Source organism: Deinococcus apachensis DSM 19763 (assembly GCF_000381345.1).
GTDB lineage: Bacteria > Deinococcota > Deinococci > Deinococcales > Deinococcaceae > Deinococcus > Deinococcus apachensis.
The window spans coordinates 1-21156 of sequence record NZ_KB906428.1; the positions used below are offsets into that span (position 1 = coordinate 1).

General features: G+C 64.6%; 18 protein-coding genes and 1 riboswitch. Of the genes, 6 read left to right on the plus strand and 12 right to left on the minus strand.

Translation table 11 applies throughout. From position 1 onward, the window contains the following. Positions 1–90: 90 nt before the first annotated feature. The 3 genes from F784_RS0121055 to F784_RS0121075 all read right to left on the minus strand — a co-directional run bounded on the left by F784_RS0121055 (position 91) and on the right by F784_RS0121075 (position 7073). Positions 91–1104, minus strand: a complete 1014-nt coding sequence (locus F784_RS0121055) for an IS110 family RNA-guided transposase (RefSeq protein ID WP_019588614.1) — start codon at positions 1102–1104, stop codon at positions 91–93. A 473-nt stretch (positions 1105–1577) separates the two neighbouring features. Further along, positions 1578–5384, minus strand: coding sequence for a diguanylate cyclase (locus F784_RS0121065; RefSeq protein WP_245557996.1), 3807 nt, complete (start codon positions 5382–5384; stop codon positions 1578–1580). A 604-nt stretch (positions 5385–5988) separates the two neighbouring features. After that, a riboswitch (cyclic di-GMP riboswitch) is annotated at positions 5989–6072 on the plus strand. 674 nt (positions 6073–6746) lie between these two features. Next, on the minus strand, positions 6747–7073 hold the full coding sequence (locus F784_RS0121075; RefSeq protein ID WP_019588693.1) for a hypothetical protein: 327 nt from the start codon (positions 7071–7073) through the stop codon (positions 6747–6749). 128 nt (positions 7074–7201) lie between these two features. Between F784_RS0121075 and F784_RS0121080 the strand changes: the two genes are divergently transcribed. Then, complete coding sequence (locus F784_RS0121080) at positions 7202–7987, plus strand: GNAT family N-acetyltransferase (RefSeq protein ID WP_157465427.1); 786 nt, start codon at positions 7202–7204, stop codon at positions 7985–7987. A 118-nt stretch (positions 7988–8105) separates the two neighbouring features. Here F784_RS0121080 and F784_RS0121085 read toward each other — a convergent pair whose 3' ends face one another. The 5 genes from F784_RS0121085 to F784_RS0121105 form a co-directional block, all read right to left on the minus strand. Further along, positions 8106–10058: a S9 family peptidase gene (locus F784_RS0121085; protein WP_019588695.1), complete on the minus strand. Its 1953-nt coding sequence runs from the start codon at positions 10056–10058 to the stop codon at positions 8106–8108. Positions 10059–10146: 88 nt separating this feature from the next. After that, on the minus strand, positions 10147–11622 hold the full coding sequence (locus F784_RS24165) for a xylulokinase (RefSeq protein ID WP_019588696.1): 1476 nt from the start codon (positions 11620–11622) through the stop codon (positions 10147–10149). Positions 11623–11735: 113 nt separating this feature from the next. Beyond that, a complete protein-coding gene (locus F784_RS0121095) occupies positions 11736–12701 on the minus strand; it encodes an ABC transporter permease (protein ID WP_019588697.1) in 966 nt (321 codons plus the stop codon). Beyond that, positions 12688–14205 carry a sugar ABC transporter ATP-binding protein gene (locus tag F784_RS24170; protein WP_019588698.1) on the minus strand — a complete coding sequence of 506 codons (1518 nt, stop codon included), beginning with the start codon at positions 14203–14205 and terminating at the stop codon, positions 12688–12690. Before F784_RS24170 ends, F784_RS0121095 begins: the two co-directional genes overlap by 14 nt. A 34-nt stretch (positions 14206–14239) precedes the next feature. Next, positions 14240–15172 (minus strand): sugar ABC transporter substrate-binding protein, encoded by a 933-nt coding sequence (locus F784_RS0121105; protein WP_019588699.1) that lies wholly within the window; start codon positions 15170–15172, stop codon positions 14240–14242. 449 nt (positions 15173–15621) lie between these two features. Between F784_RS0121105 and F784_RS27945 the strand changes: the two genes are divergently transcribed. Next, complete coding sequence (locus F784_RS27945) at positions 15622–15828, plus strand: hypothetical protein (protein ID WP_425387137.1); 207 nt, start codon at positions 15622–15624, stop codon at positions 15826–15828. Here the strand turns inward: F784_RS27945 and F784_RS0121115 are convergent. Continuing rightward, on the minus strand, positions 15793–16920 hold the full coding sequence (locus F784_RS0121115) for a winged helix DNA-binding domain-containing protein (RefSeq protein ID WP_026332633.1): 1128 nt from the start codon (positions 16918–16920) through the stop codon (positions 15793–15795). The genes F784_RS27945 and F784_RS0121115 overlap by 36 nt on opposite strands. 79 nt (positions 16921–16999) lie before the next feature. On the opposite strand from F784_RS0121115, the gene F784_RS26470 reads away from it, so the two are divergent. Beyond that, positions 17000–17149, plus strand: coding sequence for a hypothetical protein (locus F784_RS26470; protein WP_019588702.1), 150 nt, complete (start codon positions 17000–17002; stop codon positions 17147–17149). 187 nt (positions 17150–17336) lie between these two features. Beyond that, a complete protein-coding gene (locus F784_RS0121125; protein ID WP_019588703.1) occupies positions 17337–17759 on the plus strand; it encodes a DUF3995 domain-containing protein in 423 nt (140 codons plus the stop codon). 522 nt (positions 17760–18281) lie between these two features. On the opposite strand, the gene F784_RS0121130 is transcribed toward F784_RS0121125, so the two are convergent. The 3 genes from F784_RS0121130 to F784_RS0121150 all read right to left on the minus strand — a co-directional run bounded on the left by F784_RS0121130 (position 18282) and on the right by F784_RS0121150 (position 19871). After that, the gene (locus F784_RS0121130; RefSeq protein ID WP_019588704.1) at positions 18282–18569 is read right to left on the minus strand and encodes a hypothetical protein; all 288 of its coding nucleotides are present in this window, start codon (positions 18567–18569) and stop codon (positions 18282–18284) included. A 70-nt stretch (positions 18570–18639) separates the two neighbouring features. Then, positions 18640–19425, minus strand: coding sequence for an IS982 family transposase (locus F784_RS24175; RefSeq protein WP_040383725.1), 786 nt, complete (start codon positions 19423–19425; stop codon positions 18640–18642). 83 nt (positions 19426–19508) lie between these two features. Next, the gene (locus F784_RS0121150) at positions 19509–19871 is read right to left on the minus strand and encodes a hypothetical protein (protein ID WP_019588708.1); all 363 of its coding nucleotides are present in this window, start codon (positions 19869–19871) and stop codon (positions 19509–19511) included. 123 nt (positions 19872–19994) lie between these two features. On the opposite strand from F784_RS0121150, the gene F784_RS0121155 reads away from it, so the two are divergent. Continuing rightward, positions 19995–20264 (plus strand): transposase, encoded by a 270-nt coding sequence (locus F784_RS0121155; RefSeq protein ID WP_019588393.1) that lies wholly within the window; start codon positions 19995–19997, stop codon positions 20262–20264. Between the two features lie 23 nt (positions 20265–20287). Next, on the plus strand, positions 20288–21112 hold the full coding sequence (locus tag F784_RS24180) for an IS3 family transposase (protein ID WP_169405718.1): 825 nt from the start codon (positions 20288–20290) through the stop codon (positions 21110–21112). Positions 21113–21156: the final 44 nt, after the last annotated feature.

Sequence of the window (21156 nt, forward strand, 5' to 3'; positions counted from 1 at the left end):
GTGAGGTGGTGCGACGAGCGATCTGAAGTTCAGAGTGCAGGCCAGCAACGTCGGCCTGCATTCGTTAAATACTGTGTTGGTTGGTCGGGGTCAAGCAGGCTCGGGGGACGGGCGCCGATAGTCCGGATTAAATCTCTGGCCTGACCTCAGGACGGCGAACGCGACTCGGAGCAGCTTGCGAGCCAGGGCAATCAGGGCGACTTTTTTGGGCTTTCCCTGAGTGATCAAGTGACGGTAGAAGTCCCCGAACGTGTTCTTCATACGCGACGCGGTCAGCGCACAGAGGTAAAACGCACGTCTGAGACGTGCGTTTCCTATTTTTGAGATGTGGGTCCGTCCAGTGAAACTCCCAGACTGACGGGGAACAGGAGAAAGGCCTGCGTACGCAGCCCATTGATTCGAGCTTTCCATCCGGCTCAGGTGCAGGGTCTCGACCAGCAGGATCGAGGCGGTCAACGGGCCGATCCCAGGAATCGAGGTCAGCAGGGTCACCTTCTCCTGCACCTCCTTGGAACCAAGGACCAGTGCCCTGATCGCCTCATTGGCTTCCTCCAACTGCTGTTCGAGCAGTGTCTGGCGTGCTTCACAGAAACCGAGGGCTTTTGGATTGGGTTGGTGCTGGTGATTCATGGCGTGGTGACGCCCTGCCTCGAGGGTCAGGAGTTCCACGATGTGGTCACGGGCATGAAGCAGCGCACGCAGCTCGACCAGGTCCGCTTCGGGGGGCAGCCAGCGGGCTGGCTGCATCACGGCCCCATACCGGGCGATCAACTCCGCATCCAGCTTGTCCGTTTTCCCCCGCCTCAACGTACTTTTCGCGAAGAACTTGATCTGTGCTGCGTTCACGACACTGACAATGCAACCGGCTTCGTGGAGGGTGATCGCCATTCGCTCCCAGTACACGCTGGTGGATTCCATCACCACCGAGAGCTCTTCCCCCACTGTGGCTGACGAAGTCAGCCACAAGAGCAGCTGTTCATGCCCCTTGGCGGTGTTCGCAACGGCTTTGACCACACCAACACGCGTCAAGGACCCAGGCGCTTGAACCTGGAGTAGGCAGGCGTACAGTTCGCTTTTGCCGACATCAAGACCCAGCACGAACATAAAACCCCCCAGAAAGGGAAAACGAGGGTCACCACCCGGGTCCGGTCGGCGGAATTTTGTGTACAGGCTTGGGTGGCCTCAGATACTGTTGCGCCTGATCGAAAGGGGCTCGAGCCGGCCAGGATTTAACGGACGACCTTGGAAGATCAAAGTTGCCAGCAGGCTTGTCGGCTCGAGTGGGAGTGACGAGCCGAGCTTCCCACGACTCGACTCAACACACAAAGTTGCCAGAACCGATTCCCCCAACCAGGCTTGGAGCCCCGCTCTGCAGCCCGTGATCTGCCCCCTTGGACGAGTCTCTCAGCGGGTCCGCCAGGAGTGCCGCGTCGCCTGCTCATCGTCGTAGGCGAGTGCGAGCAGGTCCGCCTCGCTCCACTTCGGCCCCACGAACGTCAGCGCGAAGGGCGTCCCGCTCGCGCTGCATCAGGCAGCCTCCCCGACGGTCAGTATCGAACGGTGCACGCTTCGTGGGTTCAGTAAGAGACGCGGTTCCTCCCCCCGTTTTTCACCTCATACAGCTTCTCATCGGCAAGGGACAGCATCCGCTCGTGGTTCTTGACGTCCGTCTGGGCGCACACCCCGAGCGAGAGCGTGACCCGGAGCCTGGGGTGAATCTCCTGCCAGGGGTACTGCTCGACCACCTGCCGCAGGCGCTCAGCAATCAGCACCGCCTGTTCGACGGCTGTGCCGGGAAGCACCACCAGGAACTCCTCCCCGCCGTAACGGCCAATCAAGTCGTACGGGCGGCATGCTCCTTTGAACAGCTTCGCAGCCCGGCGCAACACCTCATCCCCCACCTGGTGCGAGAAAGCGTCGTTCACCCGCTTGAAATGATCGAGGTCGATCATCACGATCGATAGAGGCTTACGCATCTGTCGGGCCTTCGAGAACTCCAAAGACAGCAGCTCCTCAATGTGCCTCCGGTTGAACACGCCCGTCAGGCCGTCCTCACGCAACTGCCGCTCAAGCAAGTTGGCTTGCTCTTGCAGCGCGGTCAGGAGCGCGCTCTTCTCCAGGTTGGCCTTTTCGAGGGCTGCATTCGCGTTTGTCAATTCCAGGGTGCGGGCCCGGTACGAACGAATCTCCATACGTGCACGGTCCGCTTGGCTCTCGATGGCATGGATAACGGCCTGCTGGGCCTTCTCCTCCTGAGCAATGTCGCGGTCCAGGGCATGAGCCGCCTCCATATGCTGGAACGCTCTCTCCGGGTGACCCCGCGCTCGGTACAGCTGGGCCGCACGCCAGTGCGCCTGCTCGGCAACTCGCTTGACCTCCCTGCCCGCCAGCTGCAAGGTCCGTTCAAGCAGCGGCTCGCCCTCCTCGTCCTCACCGTGATCCAGCAACCCACAACTGAAGTGAAGGGCCGTCCAGGCAGCTAACCTGACCATCTGCGCGGACACGGGGCCTACCTTGTCCCAGGCTGCCTGAAGGAGCGCTTTCGCCTCGCTCCAATGCTCTAGGGCGCTGAGAGCGCGCGCGGTGACCGTCAAGGCCTGGATCTGCAAGGCGAGATCGTCACTTTCCTCCGCGACCGCCATCGCACGGCGTCCTTGGTCAGCGGCGGTCGCGTTCTGCCCCCGTTCGAATTGGATTTCGGCCAGGCTGACCGCACAGGCGGCGACCCCATGCGGAACGGTCAGGCCTTCATAGAGGGCCGAGGCCGCCGTGATCACCTCCAGGGCTTTGTCCTGCTGCCCTTCAAGAGACCTGTAGACCTCACCCAGAGCATGCAGCGCCCGGGCTTCCGCGGCTGGGTCGTGCAGTTCCCTGGACAGTCTGAGGCTGAGCAGGGCGTACTCCAAGGCGCGCTCCCCGCCCTGCAAACGGTGGTACACCGTGCCGAGATAGGCGGCGCATTCCTGCCGGAGCAGGAGGTCCTGGAGTTGTTCCGCGATCACGGCGGCCTGCGTGAGGAGACTCAACGCTTCACGCAGTTCGTCCTGGCTCAAGTGCGCTACGGCGAGATTGCGGTACGCGAACCCGATGCCCCGGGTGTACCCGTGCTGCCGGGCAAGCGCGAGGGCTTGCTGGCTGGGCAGGATCAGGGCGTCCTGTCCCAGGTCGCGCTTCTGCCACGCGTCCTCAAGAAGTGACTCAATGCGTTGAATGACGGCCTCAGAGGCGCGAAGCCCGGCTGGGAGGTGGACCACCGCGTGCTCCGCGTTTGGAGCGCTGTTCGCCGCCCGCAGGGGACTTCCATCCGGGACCTGCTGTTCCAGTTCCGCCCCCCCACCCGGAGCGCTCAGCTGCCCGGTCGCGGCCATCTGAAGAAATGCCTCCACGATGGCCGGGTCGAACTGTCGGCCCGCCTGAGCCTGGAGCTCTGCCAGGGCCTCCTCGGGGGACCACGCGGTCTTGTAAGGCCGCTCGGTCGTCAACGCGTCCCAGACGTCCGCCACCGACACGAGGCGTCCCACCAGGGGAATGTCCTCACCGGAGAGGCCATTCGGGTACCCTTGACCGTCCCAGCGTTCGTGGTGCGTCAGGGCAATCTGCTCGGCGAGTTGCATCAGTTCGGAACGGCCGCCCCGCAGCAGGCGTGCCCCGATGGTCGTGTGGTGCTTCATGATCTCGAACTCCTCCGGCGTGTACCTGCCCGACTTGAGGAGGATCGCGTCGGGGACTCCGATCTTCCCGACGTCATGCAGTCTTCCGGCCAGCCGGATCAATTCGACCTGCTGATCGGGAAGACCGAGCGCCTCGGCGAGGAGGGCGGCGATGTTCCCGACCCGGTGCGCGTGCATGCCCGTTCGGTCATCCCGGTACTCCGCGGCCACACTGAGGCGGTTGATGATTTCCAGTTGCGCCATCTCCAGTTCAGCGGTGCGCGCTTGGACCTCCTGCTCTGCTTCCCGCCTGGCTTTCGACGACAGCTCGTTGAGTTGGCGGTAGACGTCCGTCTGGTACCGGGCCTTTTCCAGTTCAAGCTGTCCGGTCAGGTTGCGGAGTTTCCGTTCGTTGTCGACCCGGAAGAGTTCCCTTTGCCCGATGGTGACTTGCAGGAGGTGCGCTGCCGCCTCGGCAGATCGCCCGGCGGCCAGCAGGGCGCGGGCGAGCTCCTCGCGCGCGTCGAGGGACTCCCGCTTCATCCCGTTCAATTCGGTGAGGTTGAGTGCCTGCTGCAACAAGGGGATCGCTTGGCTGTGCTCCCCGTTCGCGCCCAGCAGCGAACCGCGGTGGGTCAGAATGTTGGCCTGGCTGCGCTTGTCCTCCGCGGCCAAGGAAAGGTTCAGAGCTTCCTGGAGCGCTTGATCACCTTGCTCCGTGTTCCCCATCAGCACGTAGGCCCAGCCGATGTTGTCGAGTAGTTCTGCTTCCTCGTGAAGGGTCCCGCCACTCTGCGCCCTTTTCTCAAGGCGCATCCCCTCGCTGCGAGCGACGCGGAGGGCCCGCGTAAAAGCCTCGAGGGCTTTTTCGAGTTGTCCACGCTCGCGGTAGATCAAGCCGATCTCGGAGATTCCTGCAGCGAGGCTGACGTACATTCCTGCTTGGTGGGCCTGTTCCGCAATCTCAACGCCGCGGAGGAGTGATTCGAGGGCGTTATCGGTGTCACCGAGTTCGCGGTACACCTTGCCGACGTTGACGAGGCAGGCGCTGAGGAGCCCGTCCATCCGGAGGCCGTTCGTGCGGAGAAACTCCAGACACCGCATGAAGCTGTTGAGCGCCTGGGCGTACTCCCCGGCGGCTTCCTGGATGAGGCCCGTGTTGTTCAGGCACTTGGCGTGCCCAGCCTTATCCCCCAGGAGCAGGCGGACCTCACCGCTGTGCTGCAAGCTTGACGTGGCGTCCGCATGGCGACCTTGCCGGAAGAGCACCATGGCCCGGGTGAGCAGGGCTTCGGCGAGAGTGACCGACGGCTCCAGGGGGGTGGAGACTTCGACGACGTCATCGCAACAGTGCAGAGCCTCTTCCGAGTGGTTCATGCTGAGGGCCAGCTTGGCCGTCAGCAATTGCACTTCCGAGTATCCACTGGGATTGTTGACCTCCCGGTACCGTTGCGCGGCCAGCTGACTGAGTGTCCGCGCCCGCTCCAGGTCACCGAGTTCCATCTGACTCAAAGCCTGGGTGTGGAGGGCGAAGGCTTGACTCGACACGTCGGCCAGGTCTTCCGCAGCCCGAATGATCAGCGCCGCTTCCTTCGCTGCTGCTTTGGGGTCGTCCTTCACCAGGAAACGGGCTCGCCCGTTCATCGCGTCCAGGTCGCCCAATTTGCCGTCGCGCGCAAGAAGTCCCGGGCGTGGAGCGGTTGTGGCCGGAGGGGCGGAACGATCTGCCGTCATAAGCCTGAGGGCAGGGGTCCTATCCGTCGAGTATGTAATGAGTCAAGAGTGAGAAAATTCAAGAGCCTTCCCCCGTCTGCCACCAACATAAAGGTAGACCTTGAGCCTTTTCCAGTCACCGGGAACAACGGCTTACGTGGGCAGGGCCAGCGGAAGAGAGGGTCAGGGATCGGCAAGGAGCTTCTTTGGCGAGAGATGCCCTGAACCTGTTCTTCTTGCATGGGGCCCCTTGTACACTCAGAAGCTGCCGAGAGCGTTTTCCCTCTGCCGTGTTCCCGGTACGATAGGCAACGTTGTCTTACATGGCCGTCACGAAGAAAAACCTGGAGAAGGCATTTTCTCTAGGTTCCCCGCTTTGGAAACCCTGCGAGGGCTCCGTGCCAGCTGTCGTCAGCCGATTCTGCTCCCCCCGTTCTCAAGCGCCAGCGGCAGGACTTCCCTCCCCATCTCGTTCTGATCTTCGGAGGGTGGGAGAGGAAATCCTGGGGACCGAAGGGGTCGGTGGCGTCGCGCGGGGTTCTCTCCGAGTACAGGGATCTGATGCCCCAGATATTAAAGTTTAATGAAGATGTGAAGTTTGACTCATGAGCATTTCCTTTCCATACTATGAACACGAGGCAATGAAACGTTCGATGTATTCGGGCACCTGTCGAACGTGGAGCTAGTGGTGCGACCGACGTTCTCATGCGTCGGTCTTTTTTTGGCTGCCATGAGAGCAAGCCGTTCTGTGTCACTTCCCTAGAAGAGACATGGCGACTACTGCTGGGCGGGCCTGCCCAGTCATGCTCACCCGTTCCCCCGACAACCGGGTTCATTCACCAGTGGCTGCGGCACCTCCGCCAGCTGCCTGGAGCCGTTCCACCCTCAACCCGTGAGGTACTTGGCCTCTTGCGGGTCCCCTGAGGTTTCCGAACGACTCCCCTTCTTCAAGGAGCGAACATGCGGAAAGCTATCTTCAGTCTGGTCATCGTCACCACGCTCTTCGGAAGCCTGGCCAGCGCGGGCTCCTTTGGCGCCTGGGTTTCCGGCGCACCTCCCGTCAATACGACTGACGGCTCCTTTGGCGCCTGGGTCAGTTAAAGCTGCTGCGGAAGTGCCGTGCTGTTCACCACGGGTCTACAGCACGGATTCCTCACAGATAAACGGGAGCATCGGGAGTAACCGAACCTTCCAGGAACTGGAGTGCCCCATCTGCTGATCCTGCCTCCTGCGGGATCGCTGTGCCGCAAATGGCCTGTTCCCTCCCCCTGTGGTTGTCAAGACACCGTCCGGCTGCGGAGGGCTTGCGCCAGGTGGATGCCAACCCGGTTGGTCGCCGATTCCCGACTTGGAAGGGCAGTGTTCAAAGGCAGGCACGCTGCATCAGTAACGGGGCACGTTCTGGGCCTGCGCCACGAGCTCGCTGAGCCGGATGACCTCCTCGGCGAGCCGCGGGGCAGGCAGGACGGTTCCGAACCGCCCCTGCACATCCTGCTCGAAGTTGCTCATCACGCTCGGGAAGGTGGCATAGGTCGCGTAGGTGTGCGCCAGGATGAGCGTAGCCCGGCGCAACCGCTCCTCCAGGGCGAGCGTGAGTTCGGGGTGGGCGTGCTTGGGGACGTGCCGGTGGTGGTCCCGGGCGGAGAGGACTTCGACCTGTCCGTTCAGGGCCCGTGCCACCTGCGTCTGGACCGACGTTGTCTTCCCCACGCTGGAGTCAGCCTGACATATCGGGGGTCACGGGAGGTGGGCAACCCGATGCTCACTTGGCCGGGGCAGCAACGCGAACGGCGAAGTCTCGCTCCTTCCCTATCCTATACGGGTGGCCGCGCTACGCCTTGCCACCTGCTTGCCGGGTCCTTCCCAATCCTGGGGGCCCGGCTGCGTCCACCCGCTCCCCCAGAGGCTCTCACCGCGGCTGCCCGCACCCTCGGCGCGGGAAGTTCGACACGCGCTGCTTCGTCTCGTACCGCGACCTCGGCAGCCTGACCGGCCAGGCCCTCGACGACCTCATCGCGCGCACCATCACGCACTACGCCAGCGACCAGCGCCTCACCTCGTTCGAGTGGAAGACCTGCGGGCACGACGCGCCAGCCGACCTTCCCCAGCGCCTCATCGCACACGGCTTGCAGGCCGAGGAGCAGGAAACGGTGATGCTCGGCGAGGCTACGCACCTCGCCGTAGACGTCGCTCTGCCCCCAGGGGTGCGGCTACGCCGCATCGACGACCAACCCGACCCGCTGCCCGACCTGACCCGGGCGGCGGCGGCGCAGGAGCGCGCCTTCGGCTTCCCGTTCGGAGTGAGGGATTTCGTGCAGCAACTCGAGAGGAAGCGCGGCCTGATCGAGATCTGGGTGGCGGAGGCGCAGGATGAGGTCGTGTGCACCGGGCGGCTGGAGGTGGTGCCGGGGACCGAGTTCGCGGGCCTCTGGGGGGGCGGGACAGTACCCGAGTGGCGGGGCCAGGGCATCTACCGGGCGCTCACGGCCGCACGGGCAAGGTCTGCCCTGGCCCGGGGGGTGCGCTTCTTGCACAGTGACTCGACGGAGTTCTCGCGGCCGATCCTGCAGCGCAGCGGTCTCCTGCCGGTGACGACGACCACGCCCTACCTCTGGAGGCGCTGAAGCCAGCGGACCAGCCCAGCTCAGGACAGTCTGGGTGAAGTCGCCAGGTACTTCTTCCAAGACGCCGTCGCGGCCTTGGCTCGTTCTGCGAAATCGTCAGCGCTCAGGGGCACCTTCGTCAGGAGACGCTGACGTTCTCGATGGATAGTGTGGCGGACAGCCCGGGCGGGGTGAAGCCAAATACCTGGCCGTAAAACTGCAACTCTCCTTCCAGCGCCCGCTGGATGTTCTCCGCCCGCCGGAACCCGTGTCCTTCCCCCTCGAATTCCACTAGGGCGGTGGGCAGGCCACGTGACCGCACGGCTTCGAACATCCGCTTGGCCTGATCGGGTGGCACCACCTTGTCCTCCAGCCCCTGGAAGAACACCACTGGGCGTGAGAGCTGCTCGGTGAAATGAATCGGTGAACGCGCCTGGTACAACTCTTTCATCTCTGGGTAGGGGCCGATCAGGCCATCCAGGTAGCGGCTCTCGAACTTGTGCGTGTCCTGGGTGAAGGTTTCGACGTCACTCAGTCCGAAGTGGCTTGCCCCGGCAGTGAACACGTCGTGGAAAGTCAGGGCGCACAGCACGGTGTACCCACCCGCGCTCCCGCCAGTGATCGCCATCCTCTGGGCGTCCACGTCGCCGCGTTCCGCCACGAACCTCGCCGCGTTCACGCAGTCCTGCACGTCCACCACGCCCCACTGGCCCCGCAAGCGTTCCCGGTACGCCCGGCCGAACCCAGTCGAGCCACCGTAGTTCACGTCCAGCACCGCGAAGCCCCGGGTCGTCCAGAACTGCACGAAGGGGTTAAGGACGGCGAAGGTGGCCCCAGTCGGTCCCCCATGGCTGATTACCAGCAGGGGCGGTCGTTCACCTTGAGGGCCGCGCGCCCGGGCGTTCCTTGGCGGGTAGAAAAACGCATGAGCGGTCTGGCCCTCCTCAGTAGGGAAGGTAATGGCTTCAGGCACGCTCAGGTCCTGCGGGTTCATCCTGAATGCATCGGATTCCTGTAGAACCTCCACATCTCCTTCCTCTGAGAACCGCACGATGCACGGGCGACGATCTGGGGCGCCTGCCAGACACACCACGCGCGAACCCTGAGCTTGTAGGTCCCACGTGAGGGTGAACGTCGTGTCCAGGTTGCGGAGTTGCCAACCCTCCCCGTCATGGTCCAGCACGGCCAAGTGGCTCTGGCCTCCCTGGTTGTAGGCACACATCAGCCGGTCCTCGCTCAGGAATGTGTACTGCGCGAGCCCGAAGACCCAGTGCGGTCCGCTGAACTCCGCCTCCATGGGGTAGAGCGCCTCAACCTGCGTGCCGAGGCGATACAGGTTCCACCAACCCGTCCGGTCGGATACGAAGTGCAGTACCCCAGCGGGGGACCAGCGTGGCTCCAGGGCAGATTCTCCCCGCCCGCCCGCTACTTGCCGCACCTCTCGCAACGTCCCGTCCTCCGCGACGTCGGCGAGCATCAGGCGAGTGTCATCCCACGGCATGTTCGGGTGGTCCCACTCGACCCATGCGAGTCGGGTTTCGTCCGGGCTGAGGCGGGGCGAGGCGTAGAAGTCGGCACCGGTGGCGAGGACCACCCCACCCTCCGGGTTCTCCCCGGTGAGCTTCACGGCCACCAGCTCGTTGCGCGGTTCACGCGGGCCGCCGCGGTGATCCTCGCGCACCGCGATGAGCCGTCCACGGGGCAGGTCGAGGACCATGTCGGCGTAACGCACGTCCAACTCCGGCGTGATGGGTTCGGGTGTCTCCCCGGACGCCTGCTGGTAGAGGCGGCCGTCGTCGAAGTGACTGAAGTAGACCGTGCTGGCCTGCACGGCGTAGCAGCGGCCACCGTACTCATGGACCCGGGTGCGGACGTTGAAAGGAGCGGGGGTGACGTCGCTGACGGTGCCGTCTTCCCCACGTCTCACCAGGACGCTACGGCCACCCTCGGCGGGGCGCACCTCGATCCAGTAGATGTCTGGCCCGTCGACGGTGAGATCACTCACACCGACGATGGCGGCGGTGATCGCTTCACTGCTGATGGGGGAAGGCCAAGCGCCGTACGGGTACACCGTCTGGTCCTGATCAGGCATGATTGTCTCCTTGGGGCACAGCTTACACGCCGAGGGAAACCCGTAGAGGCCGTCAAAAACCCGGTTGACGAAGGCACAACACCTCCGCTCAGCGTGCGAACAGGGAACGCACCGCCGGGTACAACTCCATCCAGCGGGCGTATCCGGCAGCGTAACGTGCGGCGCGAGCTGGGTCGGGCGTGTAACAGGTCCCCGCGCGAGACTCCAGCACCTGCGCGCGGTAGGCGGCGAACGACGGCGTCCAGCCCAGGAAGGCAAAAGCCGTGTAGGCACTCCCCAGGACTGGCAACAGAGCAGCGTCGGGGGGCACCCTGACGGGCGAGCCCAGGATATCGGCCAGGATCTGGCACCACGCAGCGCTGCGGGTGCCCCCGCCCAGGAGCGGCACCGCGCCGCTCTCTGGGGCGCGATTCGCGCCGAGCGTTTCACCCGTGGCTTTGAGGGCGTACGCCACGCCCTCGAGGACCGCGCGGGCCAGCTCCCCTGGCCCGCTGTGCGCCTCTACCCCCACAAACACGCCCCGGGCATGGGGGTCGCTCACCGGAGAGCGCTCGCCCGCCAGGTAGGGCAGACACAGCAGCGCGGCTGGCTCCGCCCCGGCTACCAGTACCTCGAGGGCCACGTAGTCACCGCCCGCGAAAGTCTGCGCTGCCCATTGGTGCGCGGAACCCACGTTGCTGAGCGGTGCCACCGCCAGCACCTCGTCCGGGTCGCGAAGGGGCAGGCGAAACAAGCCCTCACCGGCCAGCGTGGGCTGACGGCGCTGCACGGCCCCGACCCAACCACTGGTGCCCAGGTACACGTATCGCTCACCCTCACTTGATACGCCCGCTCCCAGGGTGGTGGCCCCGGCGTCGCCCAGCCCAGTGAGGACCGGCAACCCCTCGGGTAGGCCGGTCGAGGCCGAAGCCTCCGCACTCACCTGCCCCGCCAGCTCGTGCGGCCAGCGCAACTGCGGCAGCTGTACGTCGAGCCCGAGGGGACCGAGCCATTCGTCTCGCCACGCGGCGCGCTGGAGGTCGTAGAACCCTGTGGTCGCCGCCGTGGTGTGATCGGTGACATGGACGCCGCACAGGCGCTCGATCAGCACACCCGCTGCCCCGACGTGGAGATGCGGGCGGCCCTCCAGCACACCCGGGGCGTGGCGCGCGAGCCAACGCAGCTTGGGCAACACGGACGTGGCGCCGTATGGATTGCCAGTAGCTACGGCAGGGTCCACCCCAAGCAGGGCGACGACCTCGGCCGCTTCCATCGCCGCCCGACTGTCGGAGTACAGCAGGGCCGGGTGGGAGCTGACCCCCGAGCGGGTGAGCGCGACATCCTGCATCTGACCGCTCAGACTCAGGGCGCTCAGGGTCTCCAGGGGCACACCCTGAGAGCGCCACGCGGCGCACAGGTCCACCAGGGCTGTCCACCAGGTGATGGGGTCTTGCTCGACGTGCCCGGGAGCGGGTTGCCAGGTCTCGATCAACACCTCGTGTGTGGCGAGCAGCGTCCCACTGGCGTTCAGGACGACCCCCTTGACGCTCGTAGTGCCGACATCCACCGCGGCGACAGCGCTCATGCCTGTTCCCCGCGTCGGGTGGCGGACTTCATGTGGGTGACCAGAATGTAGAGGGTGTCTTTCTCGGCGACGCGAGGTGCACGGGGCGGAACAAGCGACCTACGTTCCCCCATTTAACGCGCTTCCCGGCCGAGCCGCTGCACGATCACAGCCAGGATGACGATGAGCCCCGTAATCACGTCCTGCAAGAACGTGGGAATCTGCAGGATGGTGAGGCCATTGGCGAGCACGCCGATGATCAGCGCGCCGAGCACGGTGCCCGGCACGTTGGGCACGCCGTCCTTGAAGGCCGTCATGCCGAGAAAGGCGGCCGCGTACGCGGGCAGGAACAGCCCGTTGCCTCCAGTGGGTTGAGCTGAGCCCAACCGTGAGGCGAGCAGCGCCCCGGTGAACGCGGCGAGCAGCCCCGAGAGGGCGAACGCGGCCATTTTATGTCGGCTCACTGAAATTCCAGCGACGCGGGCGGCCGCCTCATTGCCACCCACCGCGTACAAGCGGCGGCCAAAGGGCGTGTGGGTGAGCACGAACCACGCCAGCACCGCCACGGCCAGCATCACGAGCGACAACGCTGGCACCCCCAGAAGGGCGGCGCGCCCCAGGGCTGAAAACCCCTCGGGGATGTTCTCGAACACCGTGCTGCCACCAGTCATCCAGAACACCAGCCCGCCGAGGATGGTGCCCATGGCGAGGGTGGTGATGAAGGACAGCAGCCCGAAGCGGGTGATCAGCCAGCCATTGACCCACCCGGTGAACAGTCCTGCCAGGGCGGCCAGCGCGAAGCACGCCGCCACCGGAAAGCCGCCCACCGCGAGTTGAGCGGCCACCACGCCGCCCAGGCTGGCCAGGGCGCCCACCGAGAGGTCGAACTCACCGACCACCATCACGAAGGTCGCACTGATCGCGATGATCACCAGGAACGAGATCTGGCGGCTGATGTTGATCGCGTTGTCCAGGCTGAAAAACGCGTCCGGGCTCAGCACGCTGAAGGCGGCGACGATGGCGAGGGCGGCGACGGCCGTGCCGTAACGGCGGGTGAGGCGCGCGACCCCGGGGGTGGGCGCGCGTTTACTGGTCTGCATGATGGCCTCCTGGGACCTCGCCTTCGTGGTAGCACGCCCGCAGCACGGCCTCCTCACGGAGCTCCCCGCCGCTCAGCTCGGCCACGTCGCGCCCCTCGCGCAGCACCAGCGCCCGGTCCGAGACTTCCAGCAGTTCACCGAGGTCCGAGGTGACGATCACGACGCCCGCCCCCTCACTGGCCTGCGCGCGCAGCAGGTGGTGGATGGCGCGCCTCGTCATGACGTCCACCGCCTGCGTGGGCTCGTCGCACAGCCACACGTTGGGACGTCGCGCGAGGGCGCGGGCGAATACGACCTTCTGCTGATTCCCCCCGCTGAGTTCCCCCACGGGCTGCTCGAGACCGCTTGCGCGAATGTTCAAGGCGCGCATGGCGCCCGCGACGGCCTGCCGCTCACGCGTGCGGTGAACGACACCCCAGGAGGTGTGGTCCGCCAGCGTCGCGAGGGTCGTGTTTTCGCGCACGCTGAGGTGGCCCATGAGGCCGTGTCCGCGGCGGTCCTCGGGAATCAGCACCGCGCGCGTGCCCTCGCCCCAACGCACAGTGCCGCCGCTGCGGGCACGCAGCCCGGCCAGCGCCTCAAGCAGCTCCGTGCGCCCCGCGCCCGCGAGGCCGTACACACCCAGCACCTCACCTGCGCTCACGGTCAGCGACACGTCTCGCACCCGGCCGTCTCGGGTGGCGAGGTGTTCCACCGTGAGGAGGGGGCGGCCCGGGGGTGCGGGGACGCGGGTCGGGGCACCCTCCTCGCGCACCGTGGCCTGGCCGGACATGGCTTCGACCAGCCGCGCCGCGTCCGCCTCGCCGCGCCCGAAGCGAGCACTCACCTGCCCGCCGCGCAGCACCGTGAGGTGGTCGGCGAGGTCGAGCACTTCGGCGAGGCGGTGCGAGACGTACAACACGGCCGTACCCTCCTTGCGCAGACGGTGGATCAGCGCGAAGAGCGTGTCCGCGTCATGGTGGGTGAGGGATGCGGTGGGCTCGTCGAGAATGAGGAGGCGGCTGCGCACGAGCACGGCCCGCAGCACCTCGGTCATGGTGCGTTGCGTGGGGGTAAGGTGCTGCGCGAGTTCGTCCAGTGGAACCCGCACACCCCACTCGTCTTGCAACGCGAGCGCGGCGCGGCGCATGGAGCTCCAGTCCACTCCCCAGGCGCGGCGTGGGTACGCGGAGCCCAGGTAGAGGTTTTCGAGCACGCTGAAGCCGGGCACCAATTGGCGGTCCTGGTGCAGCACCCGAATGCCGCGTGCCTGCGCGGCGTCGGGCCCCGTAAAGTGAGTTGGAGCGCCGTCCCACAGCAGCTCGCCCGCGCTAGGCGCGTACACGCCACTCACGACCTTGATCAGCGTACTTTTCCCCGCGCCGTTCTCGCCCACGAGGCCGTGGACCTCGCCCGCGGCGAGCGAGAGGTCCACCCCTTGCAGCGCCGCCTGCGTCCCGAAACGCTTGTTCAGGCCGCGCAGCGTCAGCAGGGGTGCGGCGACAGGGTCTCGGCCGAGGGTCAAGGTGAAGGTCCTGTCTCCGGTGGAGCCAGCGTGCTCAGGGCTGACGGGTGACGAGTGTGGCGGGCGCATAGAGTTCAGTGGCGCTCACCTTCTGTCCCTTGAAGACGCGGTCGATCTGTTGCGCGACCAGCACGGCCATCTGGGGGAAGTTCTGCTTGAGCGTGGCCTTGATGGGGGAGCCTTTTTGAATCAGACTCACCGCCTGACTGGTGCCGTCAATGCCGACGACGATGATGTCGTCACGCCCGGCGGCCTGCAAGGCTTGGGCAGCGCCGATGGCGGGCTCGTCCCACCCGGCCCAGACAGCGGTAATGGCGCCTTTGCGGGAATTGGCCAGCAGGATGTTCTCCATCTGCTTGCGTGAATTCTCGATCGGGCCGGGCACCTGCACTTCCTGCTCGGTCACGACCTTGATACCTGGATTGGCCTTGAGCGCCGCGTCGAGCGCCTGGGTCCGCTTGAGCACACCCGGATGGGGACGGTAGGTGAGCACCACGAGATTGCCCTTGCCGTTCATGGCCTTGAACAGGTACTGGGTGATGGTTTTGCCCAGAGCCGTGTTGTCACTGGTGGCGTTCATGGCCATGCCGCTGATGTAGCCGCTGTCGAGGCCGAACACGGGAATCTTGGCATCGTTCGCGGCGCGAATCTGGTTCTTGAGCTGGTTGGGGTCGGTGCTGACGATGACGATCGCATTCACCTTGGCGGAAATGACGTCTTCCATCCGGCTGGCGAGTTGCCCCACGTCCCCTTTGGTGTCGACCACGTTGGTCTTCCAGCCACGCTGCGCGGCTTGCGCCTGCAGCGACGCGATCATCTGGTTGGTCGTCACTGACTGTTGGAAGGGGGTCAAGATGGCCACGGTTTTCGCCGGGGTGGCCGCACCTGCGCCCGTGGCGAGTAGGCCGAGGGTGAGCGCTGCGGTCCGGAAGGCGAGGTGGGGAATCGTGCGCTGTGGGTTCACCATAAGCAACTCCTGGTGCGGATAGGCCGCGTGACATGTGAACTTCAAGACCGCGTGCACAGCTACGGGAGGTAGCCTGCCCCGGAACCTTTCGTGAACTATCTGGACAGTGTATGGCACGATCTTACACACGTGGCCCAGTCACCTGTTCTCGTTGAGCCCTCAGCTTGGAGGGCAAAGACGCGAACAGGGACCTCTTTCTGTTCCTCAAGAGCTTCGTTCTGGAAACTCCGTCGAGGAGCAGCACCCGGCGAGTAGACCCGAACTGCCCGTCTGCGCCCGTGATCCACAACCCGCCGTATCCAGAGAGACGGGGGGTGGTGTTGCTGGTCTTCGCCGGGGCTGCAGCCGAGTTCGTGATCGACTGGCTGTTCTTCACGGCAGAATCCCTCAGGACCTGTTAGGACCCGCTGGGTCGGCTCTTCTCCACCGCCGCCTACGCCCAACAGATCGTGCTGGCTGACCAGGCTGGGGCGGAGCGGACCCTCGCGCGGATTCGCGCGGCACACGGGGCCGTCGAGGACGCACGGGGAGCGCGGATCCCGGAGTGGGCTAACCGGGACGTGCTGTACCTGCTCGTGGCCTCAGTGCTGCGCCGTAATATTCGGAGGGCGAGTGCCGCTTCAACCGGGAAGGAGTCGAATGTCTGCAACTGGTAGTCGGCCCCACCAGTGGGTGTAGCGGCGGTAAACGCTGGGGTCACGCCCCGCCAGAAAAGCCACCAGCGCTCCCGCCTCGGACGCCAACCCTGCCCACACCTCCTCGGGCAGGGGGTGGAACGCCGTGGCCTCGATCCCCCCTTCGACTGCACGCCACACGCCCGCGACGTACCCGTCCACCAGCAGGGTCGGCAAGACGTCGCCGTTCTGCCGGATGACCAGGCGACGGTAGTCCGGCGGGATCACCCGGCCACGGTCCTGGTAGGCGAGCAGCGTGCTGTCCCACATCGGCAACAGCCTCGGCGGGGCAGGCGTGTCCTCGTCGGGCAACCAGGCGCCCGGCAAGTCATACAGGTTCGATCCATCCGGCCCCTGCCACCGTTGCAATTCACCGCCCAACGCGTTCACAGCGTCCCGAACCACCGCGCGGGAGAGCCGCGTGAACTGCGCGACGTCCTGTATCGAGGCCGGGCCGAACGCCTCCAGATAGCGCCGCACCAAGTGCTGTACGGCCTCGGCACGATCAGGAGTCAGAGGCGAGCGAGCCGTGACGAACGACGGGCGTAACCCGAACGACCAAGGCCCTCCACTCGGGGCGTGCCACAGTGGGGCGAAGGTCCGCAGCGCCCACCACACGCCGGGATGCTGGAACCCCAACCGAGCCGCGAGCATCCCCTCCACCTCCGCTCGGGTGCGGGGCTGTGCCATGAAGTCAGTCAGGTGGGGCAGGAGGGCGTCGAGGTCGGGGATGGTCAGGCCGCTCCCGGTGAAGCGTGGATCACCCAGACGTGCGGCCCGCAAGCTTGACACCATCACCTGGTGCAAGGCCGGGTAGTCGTCGACATGCACAGTGTGCAGCGTGATGCGCATCAGTGACGCTTTCACCACGGTCCGCTTGGTGAAGGCGGCATCCAGGTCGGTGGGCTCGAAGCGGGCGAGGCGATTCCACAACGCTAGGTAGGGTGAGGCGGCCTCTTGGGCTTGCAGGGCCATGACGCGGCGGACGCCCTCGGTGACCTCCAGTGCTTCGCGGCGCAGGAGGAGCTGTCGTCCAAGCGTGGCGCGGTTGAGTCGCTTTGCGGAGAGGGTCATGTGGAATTCGTGCCTTCGCTGCCACGATACACTCGCAAGCATCGGTGCTTTCGAGTCGCGGTGTGTGGATGGCCGAGCAGTGGAATACGCAGGTGTCGTCCCCCTCCGCGTCGAGGAGCACGAGCGGCACACCTTCGCCCTCGGCAGCCTGCTCACGCCCAAGCCCCTCAAGTTTAGGAGCACTGCCACGCGGGCGGAAGAGCAGCAGAACGAGGAACCTGCAGCGTAAGAACCATCGAAATGCCCTCCTCCACAGGGGGAGGAGGACCGGTCGTGGGGTTCAGTGGATGACGGTGCTCAATGAAGCATGGAGCGACCCGATGTACCCGAGATGTCACAGAGTCCACGTCGTTGACCATGGGCAGGACTGCCCTGCTAGGGACATCCTGCGGCCCTGGGCGGGGTGTGATGAGTTCATGCCGGAATCACTGACCGCCCACCGAAGTGTCTCTGTCGCCACTGCCCTGCTCACGGGAACCCTCGCCACGCTGCATGTGTACTGGGCGGCAGGCGGCCAGGCGGGTCTGGCGGCGGCCCTGCCTGAGGCGGACGACGGAGGGCCACTGTTCACGCCTTCGCCCCTCATGACCTTGGGTGTGGCGACGGGTCTGGCGAGCATGAGCGCGGCGGCTCTGGAAGCTGACTCTCCCCGGATGCGTTGGCCCCTGCGCCTGACTGCCCTCGTGTTCCTGCTGCGGGCCTTGGGGGATGGCCGCACGGTCGGCCTGACCCGCCGGGGTGGGCAGAGCGTGTTTGCCCGCAACGATGCTCGGCTGTACACCCCCCTCTGCCTGCTGCTGGCCGCCCTGTACGGTGTGCTGGCGTTCTGGCGCAGGTGACTTGACCGCGTTCTCGCAGCCCATCCTACAGTGCAGCGGCCTGTTGCCGGTCACCAGCAGACGTGCTGAAACCAGCCCAGGGAAGGCATAAGGCACGTCTTCCAAGACGTCTTCGCGGCCCTAACTCGTTCTGGGCTGAAGCTAGCGGGGCCAGCGCGGGGTTGGACTGCAGCCCCTCGAGAGTCTCCACTCCGCGTTACGCCAGCCCAGTCTTGAAGCCCTGACGCCACGAGGGGTAGCGCAGGCTGGGACCTCATGGCGGATGCCCTGCGTGGTCAGCCAGCGTGTTACAGACGTATCTGAACCTTCTGACCATCCCTTTCCCAGCACCAGGAACGGCTGGAACCCAAGTTGTCAGGTACTAAGCACTGATCCTATCCAGGTGCAAGACCTGCATGTAATAACCGTGAATAGGGGTTGACAGCGGAGCGATCGGCCACTGCGCTCAGTAAACGTCACGTTGGGGGCAAGCATAGATAGAGCACTCCCAAGCACAGGTTGTGATCAGTCGCCCATCATGGGTTAAGTCTGCCCAGCCTCGACGACTTGATGGCGCTCAGATAGTTCTTGCCCCACGCTGTGAGCCAGCCAGATTCGCATGGCGGCCTTGACGTCGGCCGGCTCTCGCTCACCCCGCTCCACCTCTTCGAGCAGAGGCATCAGTGGACGGACCGTTTCCAAGAACTTGGACAGGCTGAGCTCCACAAATGAACTCATGTTCATGTCCATGGCCGTGAACACGCGCCGGGAGTCCCGGTAGATGTCCGGGTCAATAGTGAGGTTGAGCCGGGCCTTCGTCGTCTTCCCCATATGTATGGCATACAGATGCTGAGATGGAGAATGCAAGACGTGACCGCAAAGAAGGGGGGCAGAGGAACGATCAGTTGCTGAACGCAATGAACTTCAAGTTATGGGCCAGGACGTGCAGCGCCACCTTCAACCGCAAGCTCAGAAACGTCTTCACCTGCCCCCAGCGCAGTCCGGCCCCCACCAGCACGGAGAATGCCGACTCAACGCACTTCCGAGCCGCTCCATACTCTGCTTTCCATCGTGGATCAACTCGCCTGGCATTGACCTTCGGCGGCGTCAGGCACGTCCCTGATTGATACCCCTTATCTCCGATCTGCTTTGGCCCTCCATAGAAGGGCCATTCTCTGTTCATCTCGCACAGGACGTTGAAATCATGCTCATTGGCGGGCCGGATCACGTACCGCACTATTCGACCCTGGAGGGCTGCCCAGGCGTGCAACTTGAATCCGTACACGGGTCCAGCCGTGCTGAATCCGTGACGTGCCCCACGAAACTTGCAGCGTGGGGCACGCTTAAACGTGCATACCGGCAGCGGTTCAGAATCTACCGCGACGAAATCCAGGAACTGGACTTCGGTCGCGAGCTGTTCGACTACGGGGGTAAGGCGGGCCAGACGAATGCGGGCCTGGGGTTCCGACGGGAAATGTGGGAAGTGATTCACCTTTAAAAAGCCCCACCAGCGGCTGAAATAGGGCGCCTTGTGCAGCTTTTGAAGCAGGGCAACGGCGAGGAGGTCGGCGTCGGATATTTTCTCGTGTGGGTGCAGCAACTTTTCCGGAACGTGTGGGGCGATCCAACGACTGCGTATGGTGACGGCCTCGGTGAGCGGCAGTAGAGTGAGATCGGGACGGCCCATAAACACCGTCCCTTTCGCGTTTTTTGCCGCTCAAGTCAACCCCTATTTGCGGTTAATAGACCCTTGTTGACGCTCCGCTAGGTTCAGTTCGTCCACTGAATGATGGACCCGAGGTTCCGCTCATTGTTCGAGGTGCCTTCGAAGTAACGGTTGGGCATTCGAATTGCGCCCAGCTCATCGTCACTGCTGTCAATTTTAACCCCCAGCGAGACGCCTTCGACGGAAACGTTAAAGTCCAAACCGTCACCGTCCTTCTCGTACCAGTAGAAGTTGACGTCGCTGGTCGTGGTGCCGAGGATGCGGTTGTCCGCCAGGTGATCGCCCGAATTGTTCAATTGTACAAACCCACCCTTATAGTAAAGTCCGGAGCCTTTGGCGATCAGCATCACTTCGGCGTCGCCGAGCGCCCAAGCCTCCTTATCCTCGACGAGCGTGGCTGCGAACATCCTCACTTGGTAGGTGTGGTCTGCCCCCTAAAAACTGGGCAAAGCTGACTGGAGACTATCGGCTCGCTCCCCTGCGGGGATAAGGGCCTTTCCCTGACCCCTGCGAGAAAGCGAGGATGACCCATGAAGCACAAGCGGTTCAGTGAGGAACAGATCATCAAGCTGCTCCAGGACGCCAAAAAGGGCGAAAAGCCAATCGAGGAGCTTTGCCGGGAGGCCGGGTGCAGCACGGCCTCCTTCTACACCTGGAAGGCGAAGTACGGCGATGCCACCGTGGACGAAGCCCGGCGGCTTCGTCAGCTCGAACGTGAAAACGAGCGCCTTCTGAAGCTGGTGGGGCAACAGCGCCTGGAGCTGGAGGGGATGAAGGTGCTGCTTGGAAAAAAGCGCTGACGGCCCCCGAGCGCCGGGAGGCCGTGCAGTTCCTGGTCCGCATCAATGTCCGACAGCAGCGGGCGTGCGAGTTGGTCGGTCTGCCTCGTTCTTCGTTGTCCTACCGACCCCACCCGAGGCATGACGGTGAACTGATCGGGCGGATCAAAGCCCTTTCCCGTGAGCATCCCCGCTGGGGATGCCGTCGCGTCCACGCTACATTGCGCCGGGAAGGGGTGCAGGTCAACCGCAAGACCGTGCACCGCCTCTGGAAGAGTGAGGGCCTCGCTCTGCCTCCACGGCGCAAGACCAGAAAAATTCGCACTGGGCGGCCTGTTCCTCTGCGCGCCGAGCAGCCGAACCAGGTGTGGACTTACGATTTCGTCTTCGACGAGACGCTAGGAGGCCACGCCCTGAAAATCTTGACCCTGACCGACGAGTTCACCCGACAATCGCTGGTGTTGCGTTGTGGGACAGCTTTCACGTCGGTGGACGTGAAAGCCGTCCTGGTCGAGGTGATGCGGGAACGGGGTGTTCCCGCCTTCATCCGCAGCGACAACGGCCCCGAGTTCATCGCCCACGACCTCAAGGTTTGGCTGGCGGTGCAGGAGGTGGGTACTCGGTACATCGACCCCGGCAAACCCTGGCAAAACGGCGTGGCCGAGAGCTTCCACGCCCGTTTGCGGGACGAGCTGCTGAACCTGGAGGTCTTTCACTCGGCCCGACACGCCCAGGTGCTGCTCGATGGTTGGCGCAGCTTCTACAACAGCGCCAGGCCGCATTCCTCCCTGGCCTATCTCACCCCGGACGAGTTCGCCCAGCGCTGGGCTTTGCTCACTGCCCCGCCCGCCGTCGTACACTCCCCCTGAGTCGAGTCTCCAGTCAGCTTCGTCTACAAAACTGGGCCAGTCCA